This window comes from Halorubrum tibetense, assembly GCF_042661865.1.
GTDB classification, from domain to species: domain Archaea; phylum Halobacteriota; class Halobacteria; order Halobacteriales; family Haloferacaceae; genus Halorubrum; species Halorubrum tibetense.
The window spans coordinates 1-17,550 of sequence record NZ_JBHSWW010000030.1; the positions used below are offsets into that span (position 1 = coordinate 1).

Annotated in this window: 16 protein-coding genes and 1 pseudogene; 10 read left to right on the top strand and 7 right to left on the bottom strand. The window is 52.3% G+C overall.

What is annotated here, in order from left to right; genetic code table 11:
• Nucleotides 1-123: 123 nt before the first annotated feature.
• The 9 genes and pseudogenes from ACFQEU_RS03885 to ACFQEU_RS03925 all read left to right on the top strand — a co-directional run.
• Nucleotides 124-921: pseudogene (locus ACFQEU_RS03885) on the top strand (methyltransferase domain-containing protein); the annotation flags it as partial.
• Nucleotides 922-1,175: 254 nt separating this feature from the next.
• Nucleotides 1,176-2,312, top strand: coding sequence for a DegT/DnrJ/EryC1/StrS family aminotransferase (locus ACFQEU_RS03890; RefSeq protein WP_379779465.1), 1,137 nt, complete (start codon nucleotides 1,176-1,178; stop codon nucleotides 2,310-2,312).
• A gap of 51 nt (nucleotides 2,313-2,363) precedes the next feature.
• Entirely contained in the window at nucleotides 2,364-3,392 is a 1,029-nt protein-coding gene (locus tag ACFQEU_RS03895; protein WP_379779467.1) for an SDR family NAD(P)-dependent oxidoreductase, read from the top strand.
• The gene (locus ACFQEU_RS03900) at nucleotides 3,393-4,346 is read left to right on the top strand and encodes a Gfo/Idh/MocA family protein (RefSeq protein ID WP_379779469.1); all 954 of its coding nucleotides are present in this window, start codon (nucleotides 3,393-3,395) and stop codon (nucleotides 4,344-4,346) included.
• Nucleotides 4,339-5,052: an acylneuraminate cytidylyltransferase family protein gene (locus ACFQEU_RS03905; RefSeq protein WP_379779471.1), complete on the top strand. Its 714-nt coding sequence runs from the start codon at nucleotides 4,339-4,341 to the stop codon at nucleotides 5,050-5,052. The genes ACFQEU_RS03900 and ACFQEU_RS03905 overlap by 8 nt, the downstream gene beginning before the upstream one ends.
• Nucleotides 5,033-5,821, top strand: coding sequence for an oxidoreductase (locus ACFQEU_RS03910; RefSeq protein ID WP_379779473.1), 789 nt, complete (start codon nucleotides 5,033-5,035; stop codon nucleotides 5,819-5,821). Before ACFQEU_RS03905 ends, ACFQEU_RS03910 begins: the two co-directional genes overlap by 20 nt.
• 71 nt (nucleotides 5,822-5,892) lie before the next feature.
• Entirely contained in the window at nucleotides 5,893-7,056 is a 1,164-nt protein-coding gene (gene neuC / locus ACFQEU_RS03915; RefSeq protein WP_379779475.1) for a UDP-N-acetylglucosamine 2-epimerase, read from the top strand.
• Nucleotides 7,057-7,095: 39 nt separating this feature from the next.
• On the top strand, nucleotides 7,096-8,049 hold the full coding sequence (locus ACFQEU_RS03920) for a methionyl-tRNA formyltransferase (RefSeq protein ID WP_379779477.1): 954 nt from the start codon (nucleotides 7,096-7,098) through the stop codon (nucleotides 8,047-8,049).
• Entirely contained in the window at nucleotides 8,046-8,675 is a 630-nt protein-coding gene (locus ACFQEU_RS03925; RefSeq protein ID WP_379779479.1) for an acetyltransferase, read from the top strand. The genes ACFQEU_RS03920 and ACFQEU_RS03925 overlap by 4 nt, the downstream gene beginning before the upstream one ends.
• A 4-nt stretch (nucleotides 8,676-8,679) precedes the next feature.
• Here ACFQEU_RS03925 and ACFQEU_RS03930 read toward each other — a convergent pair whose 3' ends face one another.
• The 3 genes from ACFQEU_RS03930 to ACFQEU_RS03940 form a co-directional block, all read right to left on the bottom strand.
• A complete protein-coding gene (locus tag ACFQEU_RS03930) occupies nucleotides 8,680-9,348 on the bottom strand; it encodes a PIG-L deacetylase family protein (RefSeq protein WP_379779481.1) in 669 nt (222 codons plus the stop codon).
• Complete coding sequence (gene neuB, locus ACFQEU_RS03935) at nucleotides 9,348-10,406, bottom strand: N-acetylneuraminate synthase (protein WP_379779483.1); 1,059 nt, start codon at nucleotides 10,404-10,406, stop codon at nucleotides 9,348-9,350. Before neuB ends, ACFQEU_RS03930 begins: the two co-directional genes overlap by 1 nt.
• Nucleotides 10,407-10,542: 136 nt before the next feature.
• On the bottom strand, nucleotides 10,543-12,348 hold the full coding sequence (locus ACFQEU_RS03940; protein WP_379779485.1) for an ABC transporter ATP-binding protein: 1,806 nt from the start codon (nucleotides 12,346-12,348) through the stop codon (nucleotides 10,543-10,545).
• A 113-nt stretch (nucleotides 12,349-12,461) separates the two neighbouring features.
• On the opposite strand from ACFQEU_RS03940, the gene ACFQEU_RS03945 reads away from it, so the two are divergent.
• Entirely contained in the window at nucleotides 12,462-13,586 is a 1,125-nt protein-coding gene (locus ACFQEU_RS03945) for a glycosyltransferase family 4 protein (RefSeq protein ID WP_379779487.1), read from the top strand.
• 95 nt (nucleotides 13,587-13,681) lie between these two features.
• Here the strand turns inward: ACFQEU_RS03945 and ACFQEU_RS18265 are convergent, their stop codons facing one another.
• From ACFQEU_RS18265 to ACFQEU_RS03960, 4 genes are all read right to left on the bottom strand, one after another.
• Nucleotides 13,682-13,996, bottom strand: coding sequence for a PIN domain-containing protein (locus ACFQEU_RS18265; protein WP_464384103.1), 315 nt, complete (start codon nucleotides 13,994-13,996; stop codon nucleotides 13,682-13,684).
• A gap of 98 nt (nucleotides 13,997-14,094) precedes the next feature.
• On the bottom strand, nucleotides 14,095-15,294 hold the full coding sequence (locus tag ACFQEU_RS03950) for an orc1/cdc6 family replication initiation protein (protein ID WP_379779489.1): 1,200 nt from the start codon (nucleotides 15,292-15,294) through the stop codon (nucleotides 14,095-14,097).
• Nucleotides 15,295-15,670: 376 nt separating this feature from the next.
• Entirely contained in the window at nucleotides 15,671-16,381 is a 711-nt protein-coding gene (locus ACFQEU_RS03955; protein ID WP_379779491.1) for a sugar phosphate nucleotidyltransferase, read from the bottom strand.
• 92 nt (nucleotides 16,382-16,473) lie between these two features.
• Nucleotides 16,474-17,460, bottom strand: coding sequence for an SDR family NAD(P)-dependent oxidoreductase (locus tag ACFQEU_RS03960; protein WP_379779493.1), 987 nt, complete (start codon nucleotides 17,458-17,460; stop codon nucleotides 16,474-16,476).
• Nucleotides 17,461-17,550: the final 90 nt, after the last annotated feature.

A 17,550-nucleotide genomic window follows, 5' to 3' on the forward strand; every position in this document is an offset into this window, starting at 1 on the left:
AGAAGATGCTCTTCTTCTATCTCGTTGTCTGCTTCGGTAGGTTCCACACTCTTCCCAAGCAGACACTTTCACTCAAACCCGATGTGATCGACTGAGTTTGAAGAACCATCTCTTGACTTAAGTTGTGGAGATGGGATATTTAGTTTCCTACTTGCTGGTGGTGACTTTGGTACAGAGTTCGATATTTTCGGTGCAACGGAGAATCTTGACAATTTCTTCCAGAATAAAGATATTTATAACGCTACCTCAGAAGATTATAGTCCTGTTATCAGAGACCGTCCCGATCGGCGAATTACTGTCGGAACCGACTGGAAACAGCCGCTACTTGATAAAGCGGCTGAACTTGATTTCTATGACGAACTCCACCAACATGATAATAATCAACCGTTGCCATTTGAAGACAATCGTTTCAAAACCGTGTTCTCTAACAGTGTTTACTGGGTTGAGAACGTAGAACTCCATCTTGACGAAATTGCCCGTGTACTCGCTGATGACGGACAGGGCCATCTCGTGTTGAAGAATACAAATGTTCGAAATTTTCTTAATACCCTCTGGAATCAGTGGGAAGATGAACTGGGGAATGAATTTATCGAGATGATCGATCGAGGTCGAAGTGATCACTATGCTCATCTGTATACTCCAGAAGAGTGGGAAGAGAAACTTGAAGCGGCAGGACTGGATATTGTCCAACAGCGGGCAACAGTCACACAAGCGCACTCACGTATGTGGGACATTGGCCTCCGTCCAATCTCACCGTATTTAATCCGAATGGCCTATTCAATGCCAAAAGATCAGCGAGTTGAACTAAAAGAAGATTGGATAGAAACGTGGTACAAGATGTTGGAACCGCTCTGTTCGCCAACTTGGGATTATTCTGACCGACCATCTCCTGAAATAGTTTATACAGTCACTCCAAAGTAAAAAAAAAAAAACAACCACTTCTGGCTCTCTGTCATAGGTTTTCCTTGTTCTACAACGGGTCAACAGCTACAAAAGGGCAACTCGATTCACACCACTTACTACCAGACAAGGCAGTTTGTCCTGTTGCTGGGATGTCACCACCACAGAAGTTGTGCTGACAAACGATAGCGACCATCAGCAGCGATAATAACATACTGAATACACTATCTAGGAGCACGGTGAATTATTATGATTCAAATTAATAGTCTTATCCGATGCAGGAACAAGATTCGATACCGCTTTTCGAGATCCCATGGGATGAAAACGATCTCGCAACAGTCACCGACTCGATTAAGCGAGGTGGGTACTGGGCGAAAGGCCCGTACGTCGACCAATTTGAATCAAAACTCGAAGCGTTCCTAAATGTAGATCACGCTCTCGTCGTCAATTCAGGTACAACTGCACTCATCGCCGCACTTCATGGACTTGGGATCGGTAAGGGTGACGAAGTTATTGTCCCTGCTTTCACGTTTATCGCAACTGCCAACGCAGTTCGATTAGTCGGTGCAGAACCAATATTTACCGATATTGAGTCAGATACATATGGACTCGATCCGGCCTCAGTAGAAGACAATCTCACGGAGTCAACTGCTGCGATAATCCCCGTCCATCCGTACGGAACCAGTTGTCGAATCGATGAATTAGTCGACCTTGCGGCTGAACACGATACACCCCTAATCGAGGACGCAGCGGAGGTTCTCGGTGCCGAGTTTGACGGTCAAAAACTCGGCTCCTTTGGGGATGCCGCAGCGTTGAGTTTCTGTCAAAACAAGATTGTGCCCACGGGAGAGGGTGGCGCAGTCGTTACTAATGATGACGAACTCGCAGAACAGGTGAAACTGTACCGCTCACACGGCCGTGCGTCGAGCGATTACTTCGAGAGTTCAGAATCCGGGGACTATGCCGACATTGGAACCAATATTCGAATGTCGGATCTCACCGCCGCGTTAGGTTGCTCTCAGTTCGATCGGATCGATGAACTCATTGAGGGCCGTCGGCAGGCGGCCACCGAACTTACTGACCGCTTCGAAGATGTTGACGGCATACAACCACATATACCCCCGGAGGTAGGAACCCACGTCTATCAATTATATACCATAGAGCTTGCCAATGAGCTCAATCGTGACTACGTGATTGAAACTCTAGAGGATCGCAATATCTCATCAAAAGTCTACTGGGATCCAGCTGTTCACCAGACGGAGTATTATACACGAACGAAGAATACTACTCCAGATCTCCCTGTTACGGAGGACATCGCAAGCCGTGTGCTTTCGTTACCAATGTATCCGAGTCTTTCCACAGCAGAGACAGACCGGATCGCTGATGCTGTGATCGAAGCGGTGAATCAGTAACAACTGGGATACTTCGAAAGCGGTTTACTCACGCGCTCAGGGATTCGATGTATGCCATCTCTTGAAGAGAAAGACGTTCTCGTCACTGGCGGGTGCGGTTCCATTGGCTCTCGCCTTGTCAAGGCGATTTTAGCTGAGGACCCCTCTGTTGTCCGTGTCTTCGATAACAGCGAAGAAGCGCTGTTTAGTCTACAAAAGGAGCTAGGCGACGATGCGCCGGTCCGGTATCTCCTCGGAGATATTCGGGATCAAGACAGACTCGAACTTGCTGTCGAGGATATCGATGTCGTGTTTCACGCCGCAGCGTTGAAACACGTCACATTGAACGAGTATAACCCCTTCGAGACTGTTCAGACAAACGTTAATGGGACCCAGAACCTTATCCGAGCTGCTCTTGAGGAAGAAATTGAATCATTTATTGGAATAAGTACAGACAAGGCATCAAACCCGACATCGGTGATGGGCGCAACGAAACTTCTCTCTGAACGGCTCATCATCGCTGCGAACACATACAAAGGAAACCGAAATATCTCGTTCGGATGTGTTCGCTTCGGAAACGTTCTCGGGTCGAGTGGATCGGTTGTTCCTCTATTTCTCGATCAGATACAGCAAGGTGGTCCAGTAACGGTTACAAACCCTGAAATGACCCGTTTTATTTTGCCAATTGATGAAGCGGCCAGTCTCGTTCTTAAAGCGTACCAAAAAATGACTAGTGGTGAAATTTTTGTTCTGAAGATGCCGGTGTTTCAGATTGGCACGCTAGCAGAAGCAATGGTCGAAGAGTATGCTCCTGCTGCTGGGTATAAGCCCGAAGACATCGATATCAAAACTATTGGAGCGCGTCCTGGTGAACGAATTCATGAGAAACTCGTCTCGGAGGATGAACGGTTCCAAGCCCGTGAGTTAGAAGATATGTACGTTATATTACCACAAATTGATATTGCTGCGTATGACGATCTCAATTACTCAGATGCAACACCCGTAGAAAATGCCTATACATCGGCCGATGAAAATCCTCTCTCTGAAGCTGAGATCGTACAGAAAATTGATCACCATGTGTCACAGCACGATCTGTTATAGATGCGAATTCTACTCACCGGTCTTGGCTCTATAGGAAGACGGCATGCTCGCATCCTCCATGAAGAATTGGATGAGCTCGAACTACTGATCTACCGGAGTGGAACTTCCCAATCTGGGAACCCCTTTGGCGCACCCGAGTATACCGACTTACAAGATGCGCTCGCACAAGATCCTGATGTCGCATTCATAACGAATCCAACACACAAACACGTCGAAACGGCTATCGCATGTGCTAGAGCTGGCTGTCATCTTTTCATTGAAAAACCACTTTCTCACACGTTAGAGGATATTGAGAAGCTAATTAGAATCGCTAAAAAAAATAGTTTGGTGACACATGTTGGCTGTCAACTACGATTCGATCCAACTCTAAACGCGGCACGTGAAGTCATCAACAGCGAAGATATAGGAGATGTACTCGCGTTTCGGGCGACCTCAGGATCGTATCTTCCAGAGTGGCGTCCCGAACAAGATTATCGTGATTCTTATAGTGCAGACTCTGAACGTGGTGGCGGCGTTGTCCTCGATTTAATTCATGAGATTGACTATACATACTGGTTGTTCGATAACATTTCGTGTGTCGCCTCAGCGATCGCTCACACAGACACATTGGAAATCAATTCCGAGGCTATTGCAGAGGCTATCATGAGAGTCCCGGGCGGTGTCGTCGGTAGTATTCATCTCGATTACTGTCGTCGTCAGCCAAAACGGATACTAGAAGTCGTCTGTGAGGACGGGACAGTTATCGCCGACTTACAGGAACAAATATTGACGGTAGAATGGCCGTCTGCGACTGATACAGAATCGTTCGATTACGAACGTGATCGGCGGTTTGTGGGGCAATTAAACCACTTCATCCAGAACGTTCGCTCAGGTGGAAAGTGCGACAACGATCTCACCGAGGCAAAGGAAGTATTACAAATAGCACTCGACATAAAAGGTGAATATAATGGCTGAGATTCTCTGTACCATCTGTGCTCGTGGCGGGTCGAAAGGTATCCCAAATAAGAATCTCAAGGAAGTTGGCGGGAAGCCCTTGATCGGGCATGCTGTTTCTGACGCGCTCACGTGGGAGCGTGATACTGATGTAGTTGTCTCGACTGATGATGAAGCGATCGCCTCAGTCGCGGAGAAATTTGGCGCAGCGGTACCGTTTATGCGCCCGTCCAAACTCGCAAGTGACGAAGCCGCGAAGCTTCCAGTAATACAACACGCTGTGGAGTACATAGAGACTGAGCGCAGCATAACGTATGATTATGTGGTCGATATCGATGCGACTACTCCACTTCGGCGGCCAGCGGATATAGAGGACTGTTTTGAGACCGTCATTACCGATGAAGAAGCAACTAATGCCTACACCGTCTGTGAGGCGGACAAGAATCCGTATTTTAATATGGTTGAACTCGACGAAAGTGGATATGCCTCTCTTTCAAAGTCTCTTGATGACGAAGTAGTCCGTCGACAGGACGCACCTGTGGTGTACGAGATGAATGCCGCAGTGTACGTCTACGAGCGTGACTTTTTGATGAAAGCCGATTCTCCCCACGGTAATTACACTAAGATTTCGGTGATGCCTCCTGAGCGTTCTGTCGACATCGACACTACAACTGATTTACAGTTCGTTGAGTTTATGTTTAATCGAGATGATAACACAGATGACTGACTGTTTGTTTGATCTCACCGAGCAAGTTATCATTGTTACTGGTGGTGGCGGTCTAATCGGAGCAGAGGTCTGTCGATTGTTGGATCGTCATGGTGCCGATATTGTCGTTGCAGATCTCGATGAAAGTCGAGGACCTGAAATCGCTGATCAGCTAGATAATGGTACATTCCAATCACTAGACATCACCGATGTTGATTCGATTGACACGACCTGTAATGTCGTATTTGATAAGTACAATCGGATCGACGGACTAGTCAATATGGCGTATCCTCAAACAGATGACTACGGGAAGCAGTTTGAATCTGTTGAGAAGGAGGATCTAGTGGCAAATTTATCACTACATCTTGGAGGGTATTACGCCATGACGAAGGCAGTCGCTCTCCGAATGGTTGAACAGGAACATGAAGGGTCAATCGTGAATTTCAGTTCGATCTATGGAATACAGGCACCTGATTTCTCGATGTATGACCAGACGGACATGACGAGTCCGGTTGAGTACTCTATTATCAAGGCTGGAATTCTAAATTTCACTCGATATCTTGCTTCCTATCTCGGTCAAGATGGAATTCGAGTTAATAGTGTAAGTCCCGGCGGTGTTTTCAACGACCAAGATCACCGATTTGTCGAAAACTATGAGAGTGAAGTACCACTTGGACGGATGGCAAAACCAACTGAAATTTCTGGAGCAGTTGTGTACCTCCTCAGTAACGCCGCCTCATACGTTACAGGGCACAATCTTGTCGTCGACGGAGGATGGACGATCAAGTAACTCGCTTAGTTTGATCCTCTATATCAGTCTGGTAGGACAAGATTGTTACCATCGGTATCTAAACAGGGGATATGAGTAATCAGAAGCGATCCATTCTCGTCCTTACTGGAACGAGAGCGGAATACGGTTTATTGAAGTCCTCAATGGAAGCGATCCAAAATCACAAGGGCCTCTCTTTGTCAGTCGTCGCAACCGGAATGCATCTTTCCCCGAAGCACGGCATGACTGTCGACGATATTCGCGCAGACGGTTTTACTGTCGATCGAGAAATACTTATGCAGGTTGACGGGGATTCTGGTACGGCGATGGCTAAATCACTTGGTGTCGGTGTGATGGGCCTTGTAGATGGTTTCAACGACTTAGATCCGGATATTGTGTTATTACTTGGTGATCGTGACGAAGCTCTTGCCGGAGCACTCGCAGCGGCACACTCGAATATCCCTATCGCTCATATCCATGGCGGTGATTCAATGTATGGCGCGGTCATCGATGATAGCATTCGACACGCGATCACGAAGTTTGCTCATATCCATTTTCCGGCTTCCGAGCTGAGTGCAGAACGTATCCGAAAACTGGGTGAAGAAGAGTGGCGTATCATAACCGCCGGTGCTCCGGGTCTCGATGATATTCTTGCTGGAGAATATATGGATCCAGAAGTTGTTCTTGATAAATACAATCTAGATCCCGGCAAACCGTCGATACTCGTTGTACAGCACCCAGTAACGACACAGCCAGATCAGGCGGGAGACCAGATGGCTGAGACACTTGACGCAGTAAAATCATTCGATGTACAGGTTATCCTCATTTACCCTAACTCCGACGCCGGTGGAGACGCAATCATATCTGAGATCGAGTCTCGTGATGATACTACATCAATTCGGACGTTTCGAAGTCTACCGCGTCGAGAATATCTTGGAATCATGGATGCGGTGGATGTGATGGTCGGAAACTCTTCAAGCGGGATCATTGAAGCTCCGTCTTTCTCCTTACCGGTTGTGGATGTTGGACCTCGACAAGAGGGGCGGGAACGAGCTGAAAACACTCTTTCTGTTGCGCATAATTCTTCAGAGATCCGGGATGCGATAAGAATGTCTTTTGATGATCCTGAATTCCAACAACGGGTCGAACATTGCGAGAGTCCCTATGATTATGGTGGGGCAGGTCGCCTGATTGCTGATCATCTATCTCAAGTGGACCTCAATGAGGATCTCCTCCGAAAACGCCTGACCTATTAGCTTCCCAGATTTCATAAGCTAGCAAAATACATTCAGCGTATGCGAGTCGTGTTTATCACTCATAACGAACTCGGTCAAGCTTGTTTGGAAGAGCTAAACTCTCTTGGAGCAAATATTCAAGCGGTCTATACCCGCTCAGAACAAGAAGAACTTGCAGACCAAACAGATCTTTCTGAGTTCACTACGAGTAACGAAATTCCGCTCCATGGGGTGGAATCTGTTAACACAAACTCAGTGAAATCACAGATTATGGACTATGAACCAGATCTTCTATTCGTCGTCGGATGGTCCCGATTGGTTGATTCTGAAGTAATAGAGATACCTTCCGTAGCGGCTCTTGGAATGCATCCCGCACCACTGCCTAGAGGAAGAGGAAGGGCACCCCTCGCTTGGTCTATTATCAAAGGTCTTGATGAAACTGCCCTCTCTCTTTTCCATCTCGTAGAAGAGGCTGATGCGGGTGATATAGTGGGACAAGAACCGCTGCCAATTCATATTGAGGATGATGCCTCTTCACTCTATCAAAAAATGATCAAAGCGGGGCGGACATTGATGAGAGAACACTACCCGGAGTTTAGTAAGGGTATTGTTCAAAGTACGTCTCAAGACCATTCACGTGCGACGTGGTGGCCGAAGCGTGAGCCTCATCATGGACTTATTGATTGGAACCAGCGACCAGATGTAGTATACGACTGGATACGTGGACAATCGAGACCATACCCTGGTGCGTTCTCTTATCTCCAGGATCAAAAAATAACAGTTTGGGGGGCAAATCCGCCTGAGGGTGACACAACGTTTGGTTGCCCTGGTGAAATAATGTATCAAGATGAAGATCGTCTTGGCGTTGAAGCATGGGAAAGTACTATTGAACTAACAGAAGTACAAGTAGAAGGAGATGACCCCATTTCAGCTGGTTCACTCGTTAGTAACTATGACTTTTCTATCGGTGATACATTTATTAACGCACGTGACTTCCTACTTGAGAACAAATGAAAGTAATTTACTGTGCTGGAGAACAAGGTAAAGTTGTCTTAGACATATTACGTGCTAGCGGTGACTCTGATAACGTTGTTTTTGTGGATGATGATCCATCTCTACATGGTAGATTGATCACAGATGTCCCCGTAATTGGTGGGTTAGATGCGATCTCTGAGCGGTCAGAAGAAACTATTCAATGTCTAATCGCATTCGGTGACCAACCTGATGTCAGATTAGACCTCGCAGAAGACCTTTCAAAGTTTGATAGTAAATTTTTTAATGCGATCCATCCCTCTTCAAGTATCTCCGGAAAAGCTACACTTGGCTATGGAGTAACGGTAAATGGTCAGTCATATATTGGTCCACATTGTGATATCAGTAACCATGTTATTGTCGACAGTTGTGTGAATCTATCTCATGACTGTGCTCTGCGAGAGGGCGCTACGATAACACCAAGTGTGTCTCTTGCTGGAGGGGTTGATATCGGTCGGAACTCATATATCGGTCCGAATGCAACGATAGTAGAAGACGTAACTATAGGGGAGAATGTAATTGTTGGTGCTGGATCTGTAGTAACTGAGGATGTACCCTCTGAAACAACGGTTGTCGGAGTTCCTGCGTCACCAACTGAGACTGAATAAGTGATTACCGATATGCCCGTAAAATATCAAATGCCTCAGCAGCTCTGCAACCACTAGCAGCACCACGCGCTTTTGCGATGCTTCTTATTGACTCAGTTGAACGCGGATGTGGATACTCTCGAACTTCAGTCTCATAACAATTAAACGCATCAGTCTTTACATCCAGATACTCTTCAATCTCAGTAAACAATGTTGGATTAAATCCATCTATGTCAGTAGCAAAATCAGTTGATGATGGCGTTTCATATGTGAGTACTGTGGAAACACCCGATCCAGGTCGTGTTGCGACAACGGTTGATTCATGAACAGCAAGATGATCCAGATTCACCTCCCTTCGAGAGTGAGTATACACGATATCTGGATTAACCTCACAACATACACCTTCGATAACTGAGTTCACTTCCACGTGTGGTATTTGATCTAACTTCATATCGGGTAGATCCCCAAAATGAACTGTGGAAGCTCCGAGAGTATCAGCACACAATTTTGCCTGTTTTTTCTTTTCCTCGATCAGTTCTGTATCGCCGTACTGGTGAGTTGTTCCTTCCGTAACGATGAGAATATGAACGTCATCTCCGGAATTTGCGTGTTTAGCGATCGTCCCTCCCGCCCCGAGAACTTCGTCATCTGGGTGGGCACCGATAACGAGTACAGTATTATCTCCCTCAAACATTACGAACCACCTTCCTCCATCTCCAAATCTGACTTAGTGATTGGACTGCCTTGAGATATATTTTGAGTTATTTTTGTTCCAATAATAGAATCATACCACTGTGGTGTAAGTCCATCTTCAGGTCGGAGAATTGCGATATCGCTCTCCTCCAATAAGTCACCTGAATCGAGGTCTGAAGCGGCATAAAGGCTCTTTCGTATGGTTCTGATGTTTTCCTGTTCGCTTTCAGTTGGTTGCTTCCTTGGGTTACCTCTACTTTGTGCCGCAGTATGAACTAAATTCACTGCGTGGTTCAATCCTTCTGGTTCAAGTGATGCTTCGTGATCCGGGCCTGGTAGCGTCGAATTCAGCGTGAAGTGTTTTTCAAGTATGGAAGCGCCAGCGGCGACAGCGAAGGCCGGTGTCTCCGGCAAAACGGTATGATCTGAATACCCTACCGGTACATTCAATTTTTCTTTGATTGTCTCCATCGCCCTGAGATTCACATCTTCCAGAGAACAAGGATATGTTGACGTACAATGGAGAAAGACGACATCAGCTCCCGCATCCACTGATTGGATCGCCTCATATGCTTGTTCCACTTCTTCTAATGTCCCCATTCCCGTACTCACAATTAGTGGTAAATCAAATTCAGCTACATGCTTTATTAACGGAGTATTAGTGAGTTCTCCTGAACCGAGTTTAATAGCGTCAACCCCCAGTTGTTTTAGCATATCAGCACTTTCGCGGTCGAATGGCGTTGAGAGAAAGGTAATGTCCTTTTTAGAACAGTAGTCCAGTAGCAATCTATGAGATTCTCGGTCCAGTTCGTACTGCTTTAGCATCTCATATTGGCCCCCTTCACCGGTTGTTTCCGTTTGGTAATCTGCTTTATCGGCATCAGGAGTAACTAATCGATTTGCGGTGAACGTCTGGAATTTAACTGCATCTGCTCCCGCGTCGGCAGCGACATCTATGAGTTCTTTTGCTTTTTTCAGCTCTCCGTTGTGGTTGACACCTGCCTCCGCAATGAAAAATGGCTGAGAGTCTGGACCGATTCGGGCACCATCGATCTCCATAGCTCAACTGTTATTTAGAAGGATATAGATTTGATCATTGATCCGGCTTACCAATCAAGCTTCTTTGGCAAGAATCGTCTCGATGAGTATCATAAGACGTCTGTCTCTTTTTGGAAAAAGTCCGACCTTTGGAGGGTTACCGACTCGCCTGGATCCCGTACAGTTCGGCATACTTTCCGCCTTCCTCAACGAGTTCGTCGTGCTGTCCAGTCTCTGTGACTCGGCCCTCTTCGATTGTGTAGATCCGATCCGCATTCTTCACTGTCGATAGACGGTGAGCGATCGTCACTATCGCGTAGTCTCGCTCCATCTCTTCGATCGCCTGTTGGACCTGCTTTTCCAGATTGGAGTCGAGGTCGCTCGTCGCCTCGTCAAGGATCAACACGTCGGCGTCCTCAAGGAGCGCCCGCGCAAGCGCGACGCGCTGCTGTTGCCCGCCCGACAGTCGAACCCCGTCGTCACCCAACAACGAGTCGTAGCCGTCTGGTAGCTCGTCGATAAACTCGTCGACCTTCGCGATAGAGCAAACGCGATCGAGTTCTCCGTCCGACACCTCGCGATTCCCGAGTGTCAGGTTGTACCGCAGCGTGTCGTTGAAGATGAACGGATCCTGTCTAACCATCGAGAGCCGGTCGCGCCACTCCGCGATGTCCATCTCGTCGATCGGGATCCCGTTCGCGCTGATCTCACCATCGTCCACCGGGTATAGCCGAGCAAGCAGCGAGACGATCGTCGACTTCCCGGCTCCGGACTGCCCGACAAACCCGACGAACTCCCCCTTCTCGACCGTGAAGTCAATCCCGCGGAGGACCTCTTTTTCGCCGTCGTACGAGAAGTGGACGTCGTCGAACTCGACTTCTCGGATTTCTTCAGGGACGTCCCGGCTTGACCCGGTCGGTTCGTTATACGTCGCCAGCTCGTCGGTAAACTGGATGGTGCGGACGAGGTGTGGGAGATTGTTCTCAACCTTGTAGTACAGGGTGTTCACCTGACTCGCCTTCGGCCCGAGTCGGAACATCGCGAAGAGGAAGACACCGAGTTCCCCGACCGAGAGATTCGCGAACGTCAACGCGAGATAGATGAGGACAAACACTGATACCGCGACGACGAGGTTGTAGAAGTTGTTGATCGCGGCCTCGTTGCGCCGCAAAACGATCCGCGACCGCGTGAACTGCTCGATCGCGTCGGTGAAGTCCTCGAAGAGCTCCTCGGCGAGTCCGAAGATTCGCACGTCGCGGATTCCCTGCGTTCCGGCCTGCGCGGCCTCCTGACGCATCTCGTTTGCCTCGGCAACTTCGTCCCCTATGTCGTACCCCGAATCGAGCACTCGCCGGAAGAAGATCGAAAAGCCACCGAGGACGACGCCAGTGATGATCGTCAATGTCGGGGCAATCACCAACGCGACAGCGAAGTAAATCCCGGCGAGAAACACCTGTTCAGTGAACTTGATTCCGCTTTGAATTACTCTCCCCGCGTAGTTCGTTTGCGTAACGATCGCGTTCAGGATGTCGTCCGAACCCTCTTTGTCGAAGTACTCGACTCGCGCGTTCAGCGCGTTCCGGAACGCCCGCGTCTGGAGATCACGAATATAGTAGGTCCGTAGCGCCTCGCGGAACCACGCAACGGCGAAGCTCGTCGTGTACCGCGCGACCATTACGACCGAGACACCGACCACCACGTACCCGAGTGAGAACGGGACTCCAAGGGCCTGATACGCGGTGACGAATGCCAGAAGTATTCCGTCTGCCTCCGCGGCCGGATCATCAAGCTGTACCAGGTCCACGATCGGGAGGATGAAACTCAGCCCAACACCCTCCAGTACCGCGGCAAGGACGCCCAACAGAACGATTGCAGCAGTGTACTTCGGATTGTATTTCGCGACATCACGGAGGGCGTTGAGTTTCTCCCCCCGTGAAACCGACTCGGAGTCTGACGACGACATATGAAGACTAACTGATCCAATTTCCGCGGGGCCGTCGGATAATCTCGTCGGTCTAGCCTCGCCTTCACAAAAGCGAACATCGTTTAATCCCTCCCACCCATAATTCGATCCGTATGCCCCGTCACATCTGCTTCGTCTCGGATACGCTCCACACCTACCTCGGGTCCGGGATCGAGACGGGTGCAGGCGGGGCCGAACGCCAGCAGTACAAGATCGCAACTGCGCTCGTTGACCGCGGCTATGACGTGACGGTACTCACACGCGCGTACGGCTCGCTGCGCCGCGAGACGGTCGAGGGCATCGACGTCCGGCGGGTGATCCCGGATGTCCGTGGTATCCAAAATGCCCCGCGTAAGGCCGCCCGGATTCTCGCTGCACTCCGTGAGGTCGACGCCGACCTCCACTACGTCCGCGGCAACCCCTTCCTCTGTATGGTGACTGCGCTGTTCACGCGCACAGTCGGCCGTGGCGCGTTCTGCTATCAGGTCGCCAACGACTCCAACGTCGAGCCCGGCCACCTCGCCGAGATGAACCCGCTCCTCCACCGCGGCTACCTCGCCGCGATCCGGAGCGCCGACGCCGTCTGTGCGCTCACCCCCTACCAGCGTGACCTCCTCGCCGACGAACACGGCGTCGACGCCACCGTCGTCCCCTGTGGCTACGACCTCCCGCCCGAGAGCGATCTGATCGACCACGCCGACCGCGAGACCGTCCTCTGGGTCGGCCGCATGAACGAGGACCAGAAGAAACCGATGCGCTTTCTCGACCTCGCCGAAGCCCTCCCCGATCGGGAGTTCGTCATGGTCGGCCCCCACGACAACGACGATCCCGACTACTACGACCGGGTTGAGCGCCGCGCCGAGACCATCCCGAACTGCAACTTCAAGGGGTTCGTCCCCCCTGATGAGATTCACGAGTACTTTCGACAAGCGGCGCTGCTCGTCAACACCTCAGACTACGAGGGCTTCGGCAACGTCTTTCTCGAAGCGTGGCGCTACGAGACGCCCGTCGTCTCGCTGCACTACACCCTTCACGGCGTAATCGACAAAGAGCCCGTGGGCGTCCACGCCGGCTCGACTGACAGCCTCCCGGAAGCGGTGGAGGATCTCCTCGTCGATGTCGACCACCGACGTGAGTACGGCGTGGCCGGCCGCGAGCACGTCGCCGACGAGTATTCGTTCCCGAGCGTCCTCGCCGTCTACGAGACCGTCTTCGATCGGATCGCCCCCACGGAGTGACCGCTTATGAGTCCGTTCGGTCGCACCCGTCACGCCTGCCCACTCCGTCGCTGCTGACGTATCGATCGGTAACACACGATCTTGTGGGTTGGGTTTCAGTTCGGAAGCGATCCGTGAGCGAAATACCGCTCACACCACGTCCGTCTCGAGAGCGCGTTGGAACAACTCGTCCGAGATCCAAAATCTGCCTCTTGGAGCGCGTCAACTTCCGCTTCGAAATCGACTTCTTCCCGGTCAGATGCGCGAAGGAGAATTTGCACGACGCCGGTCGCTGAGAGGTCGTGACGCGTGGCCGTCGCACGTCTGTCACGCTCGTCAATGAGTACCGGGTCCGCATCGAGTACCAGAGAGCGTGATCGCGAGGCTCGAACCCACACCCCTCGTTTCGTCTGTTCTCCCCGGATAAACACCCTCCACTCGTTTCACGATGCGTCGTCATACTCCAAAACTTCGGACATCAACCGGACACACCCCTCGTTTCGTCTGTTCTGCGTCCCAAGAGCGCAGATCACGTCGGCTCAGATTCAATCGCGTCCCGTGTTTCGAGGACGATGGTCGGATCGAGTGCCAACTCGTACTGGTAGTGAGCGCCACCTGCGCGCCCCTCGTTGTGTTCGGTCCGTTCGAGGAAGCCGAGCATGGTGAGGTCGGCGAGATGGTTCTGGATGCTTTTGAGCGTGGTGAGCGGCTCCTGACGCCTGCTCTCGGCCACCTGAACGTATACCTGCTGTACGTGCTTCGATTTTGCGGGGGTCGATCCGCTGACTTCGAGTTTCGCGAGCGCTTCGAGGATCAGCTGGCCATGCATGGTCTGATCACGCAGTTTATCCTCGACGCGACCACGTTGAACCCGATCGACTGCGACCTCGATATGCTCATCAGTGACCTCGGTGGCACCGTTCTCCTCGGCGACGTCGCCGCCCTCTCGGAGCAGATCGATGGCCTGTCGTGCGCTTCCTGTGTCTTTTGCTGCGTTGGCTGCAGCGAGTTTGATCGCTGAATCGTCCCACGCATCCTCGATTAACGCTTTCTCGGCTCGAGTCGTGAGAATTGACCGAAGCTCGTCGGCGTCGTACGGTGAAAACGCGATCTCTTTTTCCATTAGCGTGTCCTTCACCTTCGGACTCAACGAGGAACGAAACGCGTAGTTGTTGCTGATCCCGATTACGCCCACTCGCGAGGCAGTCAAATGATCGTTTGCCCGTGCACGCGGGAGTTCATACAGTAGTGTGTTTGGATCCGAGAGATGGTCTATCTCGTCGAGAACGAATAGATACGTCCCGCCGTTTGAATCCATCTCTTCGTAGAGCGTTTCTAGTGCGTGTGCCGTCGAATGGCCGGTCTCTGGAAACGGCTCGCGATCCTCTCCACGAATGCTGTTAATCAGTGCACGGACCGTTCGATAGACCGTATCGTCGTTGCAGTTCCGAAAATGGACGTGGAGTTCGTCCGCATCATCTCGTCGCTTCACTTCAGCTTTGAGCGCAGTCATGATGTGCTCCGTGACGGCGGTCTTTCCGACTCCGGTTTTCCCGTAGATGAATACGTTAGAGGGATTCCGACCGAACAAGACATCTTTCAGTGCGGATCGGAAGGCATCGATCTCGTCTTCTCGTTCGACGATCTCGTCCGGCTGGTACTCCTCCGAGAGAATCGCCTTGTTCGCGAAGAGAGTATCCGTGATATCCGAAAAGAGATCTTCGTTCATTATGCGTTTCTGCCAACAACCTATTTGTATATAAATTTGTGCATTCGTCTGTTTCGTCTGTTTCGCTATTAGATACTCTTCTTCCCAAATCGAGAGAAGAAGTACCGGAGAGATATAGATAACAGACGAAACGAGGGGTGTGTCTCACCGATCTTCGGGTGAGCAAGCAAAGTGTCTCGGAACTTAATCGGGGACGAATCATTCCACATTCTGCCCCAAAGAACAGACGAAATGAGGGGTGTGTCTCACCACTCCCTGTTGTCGCAGACGCGAAGAACAGACGAAACGAGGGGTGTCTCCCTCCGAGTTCTGGAATTGACATCCTCGCGCGGTTAAGACGAGAAGGGTCTCACGGCACAGAGGAGGTCATACTGGCCTATCCTATTCCACAGACGAGTTTTGCCGCCTGCTCGATATCCCCTGGCTCGTTCACGTTCACGCGCGGACCGAGCTCGACCGTCTCGAAGTCGAACCCCGCTCGACACAGCAACCCGACCGCCTCGCTCAGCTGGTACTCTCCCTCGGCGGAGGGCTGGACGAGCGCACACGCGTGGAACGTTTCAGCAGGAAGCACGTAACACCCGGTCGTCACCAGCTGTGACGGCGGGTCGTCGGGCTTCTCGACAATTCCCGAAATGCCTCCTGCCTCCGTCTCGATCACGCCTGTCGTCCGAGCGACCTCACGTGGAGCCTCCTCGACCCCGAGCACTCCGTCGACACCCTCCGCGCGTACCGCCTCAAGCGCCAGTGTCACTCCGTCAACAAACACGTTATCGCCGTTCACGAGCAGAAACGTCCCGTCGACGGCGTGTCGCGCCTGCAACACGGCATGACCCAACCCCAGCTGCTCGCGCTGGTGAACGTACGTGATCGGCACGCCGGAGAACGTGTCGCCGAACCACTCGACGATCGCCGCCGCCTCGTACCCCACGATCACGACCAGCCGGTCGGCCCCGGCCTCGACCGCCGCGTCGAGCGCGTACGCGAGCAACGGCCGGCCGCCCACATCGACCAGGCCCTTCGGCCGGTCGTCAGTCAGCGCCCCGAGCCGACTCCCCCGACCCGCGGCGGGTATCACGGCGTCCATGCCCGGGAGGCGGGCCACGAGCCACCTGAATCCGTCGGTCGGAACGCACGGGGTGTCACGGACGGGGTCGCGCGGTCGCCGACGGGGGCCGCCTACGACGACCGCACCAACGGCTCGTACCACTCTCGGTTCGCCTGGTACCACTCGATGAACTCGCCGACGCCCTCGGTGATCGTCCGCGAGGGCTCGTAGTCGATCCGCTCCCGCGCCTTCGACACCGACGCGTGGGTGTGTTCGGCGTCCGCCTCCCGCGCGGACTCGTAGACGATCTCCAGGTCGGGCGCGAGCTGGTCGCGCACGGTTTCGGCCAGCTCCTGAATCGAGATGGTGTCCGAACTCCCGATGTTCAACACCTCGCCGTCGGCCGCGTCCGACGTGAGCAGCGTCCGGTTCGCGTCCACCACGTCGTCGACGTAGGTGAAGTCCCGCGTCTGCTGGCCGTCGCCGTAGATCACCGGCGGCTCCCCGTTCACACACCGGGAGACGAAGTTCGAGATCGCCATGTTCGGGCGCATCCGCGGGCCGTACACGGTGAAGTACCGGAGACACACCGTCGGGAGCCCGTGGAGCTCCGTGTACACCCGCGCCATGTGCTCCTGGGTCAGTTTCGTCACCCCGTACGGGCTCACCGGCTCCGTCGGATGCGACTCGTCGTACGGTAACGAGCGTGGCTTCCCGTACACCGACGAGGAGCTCGCGAGGATCACGCGGTCGACGCCCGCCTCCGTGGCGGCCTGCAGCAGGTTCACCGTGCCGTCCACGTTGATGTCGGTCACCTTCCGGGGGTTGTCGACGCTCTCGCGAACGCCGGCCTGTGCGGCCTGATGGACGACCACGTCGGCGTCGGCGACGAGGTCGGTCACGGTCGACTCGTCGCGGACATCGCCCTCGACGAACCGATACGCGACGTCGCAGTCGCGCGCCGCCTCGCGGTGGACGTCGATCGTGTGGCGTTTGATACCCTCGGCGTAGAACGGTTCGAGGTTGTCGAGGACGGTCACGTCGTGGCCGTCCCGCAGGAACGCCGCCGCGAGATGGCCGCCGATGAACCCGGCCCCGCCCGTCACGAGCACGTGCATACGAACGCTTCCGGATCCGCGCACAAAACGAACGCGATCCGACACGAACGCGCGCGACCCTCGCCGTCGCCCCCGGCCGCGAGTCGGTCC